The sequence below is a fragment of the Myxococcus sp. AB025B genome (assembly GCF_006518215.1).
Taxonomy (GTDB): Bacteria; Myxococcota; Myxococcia; order Myxococcales; family Myxococcaceae; genus Myxococcus; species Myxococcus fulvus.
In genome coordinates, this window is record NZ_SRLW01000477.1 from 1 (window position 1) to 4,987 (window position 4,987).

The 4,987-nt window shown below is 73.4% G+C and carries 4 protein-coding genes; 2 read left to right on the forward strand and 2 right to left on the reverse strand.

The genetic code is table 11. The annotated features are described in order from the left end of the window. A partial coding sequence (locus FL311_RS45755) for a serine/threonine protein kinase (protein ID WP_228557423.1) occupies positions 1-1,875 on the forward strand: 1,875 nt, incomplete at its 5' end. A gap of 36 nt (positions 1,876-1,911) precedes the next feature. Here FL311_RS45755 and FL311_RS41100 read toward each other — a convergent pair. Further along, positions 1,912-2,682 carry a transglycosylase domain-containing protein gene (locus FL311_RS41100; RefSeq protein ID WP_141333077.1) on the reverse strand — a complete coding sequence of 257 codons (771 nt, stop codon included), beginning with the start codon at positions 2,680-2,682 and terminating at the stop codon, positions 1,912-1,914. A 58-nt stretch (positions 2,683-2,740) separates the two neighbouring features. Here FL311_RS41100 and FL311_RS41105 point away from each other — a divergent pair, with 58 nt between their 5' ends. After that, a complete protein-coding gene (locus tag FL311_RS41105; RefSeq protein WP_141333078.1) occupies positions 2,741-3,433 on the forward strand; it encodes an NAD-binding oxidoreductase in 693 nt (230 codons plus the stop codon). Here FL311_RS41105 and FL311_RS41110 read toward each other — a convergent pair. Continuing rightward, positions 3,427-4,987, reverse strand: a 1,561-nt coding sequence (locus FL311_RS41110) for a WD40 repeat domain-containing protein (RefSeq protein WP_141333079.1), incomplete at its 5' end; no start/stop codon positions are given. The two genes, FL311_RS41105 and FL311_RS41110, sit on opposite strands and share 7 nt — an antisense overlap.

Genomic DNA, 4,987 nt, shown 5'->3' on the forward strand with positions numbered 1-4,987 from the left:
GAGTACGAGCTGCGCGCCCGGGTGGGCGTGGGCGGGATGGGGCTGGTGTACGAGGGCATCCAGCCGCTCATCGGCAAGCGCGTGGCGGTGAAGGTGCTGCGGCCGGAGCTGGCGCACTCCACCGAGCAGGTGGAGCGGCTGCTCGCCGAGGCGCGCGCGGTGAACGCCATCCGCCACCGCGGCATCATCGACATCTTCGGCTTCGGCCAGGTGCCCGACGGCCGGCAGTACATCGTCATGGAGTACCTGGAGGGCCAGCCGCTGGACGCGGTGCTGTCGGAGCGGACGCGGCTGCCCGTGCAGGAGGCGCTGCCCATCCTGGACGAGGTGCTGGCGGCGCTGGCCGCGGCGCACGGGGCGGGCGTGGTGCACCGCGACCTGAAGCCGAGCAACATCTTCATGGTCCACCAGCCGGACGGCTCGCGGTACGTGAAGGTGCTGGACTTCGGTCTCGCCAAGCGGGGCCAGGGCCCCACCGGCCGCACCGCGCAGACGCGCACGGACATGGTGGTGGGCACGCCGGAGTACATGGCTCCGGAGCAGGCGCGAGGCCAGGAGGTGGGCCCGATGACCGACCTCTACGCGCTGGGCGTCGTCACCTTCGAGATGGTGACGGGGCGGCTGCCCTTCATCGGCAGCTCGCCGGTGGACCTGCTGATGAAGCACGTGGAGGCGCGTCCGCCCCGGCCGTCGGAGTTCGTGCCCGACCTGCCGCCCGCGCTGGATGCGTTCATCCTGCAGATGCTGACCAAGGACCCGGAGGCGCGCCCCAACTCGGCGGACGCGCTCCGGCAGCAGCTCCACAAGCTGCGCCGCTCCCTGCGCTCCACCACGCACTCCAACGCGAGCGCGCTCGCCCCCACCCAGCCGAAGCCGTCCGTCCCGGCCGACGCCGCCTCGCGCAGGCCCACCGCGCCCGTGCCCGCGCCGACGGAGCTGGGCGCGGAGCGGGGCCCGCGGCCGACGGCCGTGCTGGATGCGCCCGCGCGCAAGCACCTGCCCGTGGCCGTGGCGGTGGGGACGGCCGCGCTGCTGCTCGCCGGCGCCGCGGCGCTCATCCTGCGCGAGCCGGCCCGCGCCGTGCCGCTCACGCCGCAGCGCGAGGTGGATGCTCGCGCCGAGCGGCTCGCCGCGGAGGCGCGGGACGAAGCCGCCGCCGGGCGGCTCGCCGTGGCGACGGGGAACGAAGCTCCTGCCGGGCGTCTCGCAGCAGAGGCTCGGGACGAAGCCTACGCCGAGGCGGCGGGGAACGAAGCCGGGTCCGGCCAACTCGCCGGGGCGACTCGGAACGAAGCCGGCACCGCGCGGCTCGCCGCGCTTCCCCGGGATGAAACCCGCGCCGGGCAGCAGGTCCCTGGGGTGGGCGGCGCCGTCGGCACCTCGGCCGTCGGGGATGGCCAGAATCCCGCTGGCACCACCGCACAGCAGGCTCCCACCGTCGCGGGCGCGACCGGTCCGTCCGGTGCGCCGTTGGCCGCCGCGAGCGCGCCCGTCGTGGCCCCGTCCGAAGCGGGGGCCGTGGGCTCGGCCACCGCCGCGAGGAAATCGCACGCCGCCGCGAAGTCCTCGCGAGAGGCCGAGCCCGCCACCGAGACGCCGGCGACGCTGGCCCGCGCCGCACGCCCCTCGAGCACGAGCAAGCCCACCGCCACCCCCTTGGATCCACAGTCGCGCGCCAAGGTGCTCAAGCGCATCGCCTCGCTGGAGGAGGCGCTCCCCGAGCTCGTCTCCCAGGACCGGGTCACGAGCCCGGACGCCATGGGCAACTCGCTGGCCACACTCCGCACCGCCGCGAAGGACGCCGGGGACGCCGAGGCCCTGCGCGAAGTCCAGGTGGGGCTCGACTACCTGGAGCGGGTCTTCATCAAGAAGTGAGGCCCGGGCGCACCGACGCGCGCCCGAGCGTCCCGCTCACTCCATGCAGCCCAGCTTCTGGGACGTCGCGTTGCGCGCGCGGTCCTCGCTCACCAGCTTCCACCCGGCCAGGTCCCCCAGCAGCGTGTCGCGGTCCTGCCGCAGCACCGTGGGGTTCTTGCACTGGCGGATGTCCCAGTAGCGGTAGAACGGCGGCAGCGCGAGCTGGAGCTCGGCGAACTCCGCCAGCTGCAGCTCGTTGAGCTCCTTCTTGAAGAGCCGGAAGGCCGCGTCCTCCACGCCGACGATGCCGCGCTCGAAGTAGAGGATGGCCAGGTCGTACGCGATGAGCTGGTCCTTCTGCATGAAGGTGTGCAGCCGGTGCGCGGCGACCGTCAGCTCCAGCTTGCCGGAGATGCCCAGGGCCTGGGCGATGCGCATGGCCAGCAGCCGCTCACAGGCGCCCTCACCCGGCGGGGACGAGCCCATCGTGGCGCCCACGAACAGGCGCCAGGCCCAGGCCGCGCCGTCCTCGCGCGGCGTCTGGAAGTAGCGCGGGCAGTCCATGTGGCGGATGTAGAGCGCCACCAGGTCCTTGGGCAGCCGGGAGAAGTCCGGCCGGTTGAAGGTGATGGGGCGCGGGTTGCGCTCGAACTGGCCCGCGCGCAGGCTCATCCGCTCGCCCTCGATGCTGTGCTTGAGCAGCTTCTCGACGTCGAACTCGCTCTCGAGCTGGGGCAGCTTGCTGGCCGTATAGAGATAGGTCAGCGGAATGAGCACGCCGGCCAGGCCGAGCATGAACAGGATTATCCACAAGAGACTCTTCACCGCCCCAGGCTACCAGGGGCAGCACGCGCCCGACACACGGGTTAGAACCGCACTCACCATGCCCGACTGGCATCCGGCCACCGTCACCGCCCGCACCCCCGCAGCCGATGGGCTCACCGACCTCGTGCTCGACATCCAGGGCACACCCCTGGTGGGAACCCACGCGCACCCAGGACAGTACGTCCGGATGTGCCTGCCCGGGCTGCAGCCGGGGATGTTCGCCATCGCCTCCCCGCCCGAGGCCCAGGGGCTTCGCTGGGAATTCCTGCTCAAGGACGGCAGCCCGCTGCCCGACGCGCTCATCCGTCTGCCGCTCGGCGCGCCGGTGCAGGTGTCCGCGCCCGAGGGCAAGGGCTTCCCCGTGGAGCGGGCCCGCGGGCACGACGTGCTGCTGTTCGCCACCGGCTCCGGCATCTCCGCCATCCGGCCCGTCATCGCCACGGTGCGCAGGGACCGCTCGCTCTTCGGCCGCGTGAAGCTCTACTTCGGCGCGCGCACGCCCGGGGCCTTCGCGTACCAGGGCGAGCTGCACACGTGGGAGGAAGGCGGCGTGCAGGTGGTGCGCACCGTCAGCCAGCCCGGCGCCAGCGGCTGGCAGGGGCTCACCGGCTACGTGCAGACGCACCTGGGCGAAGAGGCCGTCGCGGATGCCCGCGCCTTTGTCTGCGGACAGCCCGGCATGTCCCAGGGCGTCATCGAGGCGCTGCGTGAGCGCGGCGTGCCCCGCGAGCACATCTTCTTCAACTATTGAGCGACGGGCGCCCCGGGAGGAACCACGGTGGCGCCGTCGACGTAGCCCACGTCGAGCAGCACCGCGGACGGGTCGCTCTCCCCGGAGCTGCTGGCCACCTGCGGCGTCCACGCGGCCACGCCCACCCTGCGCCCATCCGGGCTGAAGCGCACCCGGCGCACGGACCAGTCGAAGCCGTACGAGCCCCGCGCGGCCTCGTGCCCCTCGGTGAAGAGGTGCACCTGCTTGTCCCAGCCCCCGGACACGAGCGAGCGCCCATCCGGAGAAATCGCCGCCGTGGACACCACGCCCCGGTGCACCGGCCACTTGTGCAGCACCTTCCCCGTCGCCGCGTCCACCACCGCGCCCGCGTTGAAGTCGCCCCGAGGCTCCTCGACGCCCTTGCGCTCGCGCTCGTACACGGCGCGGTCCCTCTCCGGCTTCTGCTCCGACAACCCCACGCCCAGCCGGGCGCCCCGCGCGTCCACCGTGACGTCGCTGACGTACGCGGGGAACGTGAAGTCCGAGCGCCGCGCGAGCACCAGCGTGTCCACCACCGCCGCGCCCGCCTCGGCACCGCCCTTCAGCGCGAGGCGCGCCTCCAGCGTCTGCTCGTCGAAGGCCACGTCCACCTGGTCGGAGAACGGCGCGCCCAGCACGCCCTGGAAGCCCTGCGGCACACACGCGTCGCACACCGCCACGTCCACGTCGCGCACCTCCAGCGACTTGAAGCGCAGCGACTGTCCCCGCGCCACCCGCGCCTGCGTCGTGCCCAGCGCGCCCGGCACGTCCACCGTGTCCTTCAGCTGCGACAGGTCGATGCCCGCCTGCGTCGCGGCCTCGCGGGTGATGACCACCTGGGGCACGCGCGCATCCAGCGTGAAGCCCACCGGCGTCTTGCCGTTGAGCGCGCCCACCACGATGGCCGAGCCCCCGCGCCGCTCGAAGCGCACGCGCGCCTCCCGCGGAGACAGCGACTGGACCTCGGTGCTCCACGCGCGCACGTGCTTGTCCCAGCCGCCCGAGTACAGCGTCCCGTCCGGAGAGAAGGCCACGCCGCTCACCGGCCCCTCGTGCCCGCGCTCCTCGGACACATAGGCCAGGTCCGGCACGGCCAGCACCGTGAGCAGGCCCTTCACGCCGCCCGCCACCAGCCACTGGCCCTCGGGGTGGAAGGCCACGACGGACAGCGGCTCCTCGGTGGCGCGCACGCCCCTGGGCTCGCCCGTGGCCGCGTCGAACAGGCGCACCGCGCCGTCACGCCCCGCGGTGGCGACCAGGCTGCCGTCCGGCGAGAAGGCCACGCCCTCCACGTCGAACTCGTACGGGTTGATGGCCGGGTCGCCCAGCTTCCGGGGCGGCGTCTCCAGCGCCCACAGCGTCAGGAAGTACGAGCGCGAGCCCAGCCGCGTGTACGCCACGCGCCGCTGCCGGGGCGAGAAGTCCAGGCCCCAGATGAAGTCCGTCCGGTTGAGGACCGCGCCCTTGCCCAGCCCCGCCGTCGCGCCCGTGACGTAGGCGCCCGGCGTCTCGTCCAGCCGGGACACCACGTCCGAAGGCAGCGTCGCGACACCG

What these genes read in the sequence shown, in the direction of transcription:
- FL311_RS41105 (WP_141333078.1), top strand. Translation starts at nt 2,741, where the DNA reads ATGCCCGACTGGCATCCGGCCACCGTCACCGCCCGCACCCCCGCAGCC.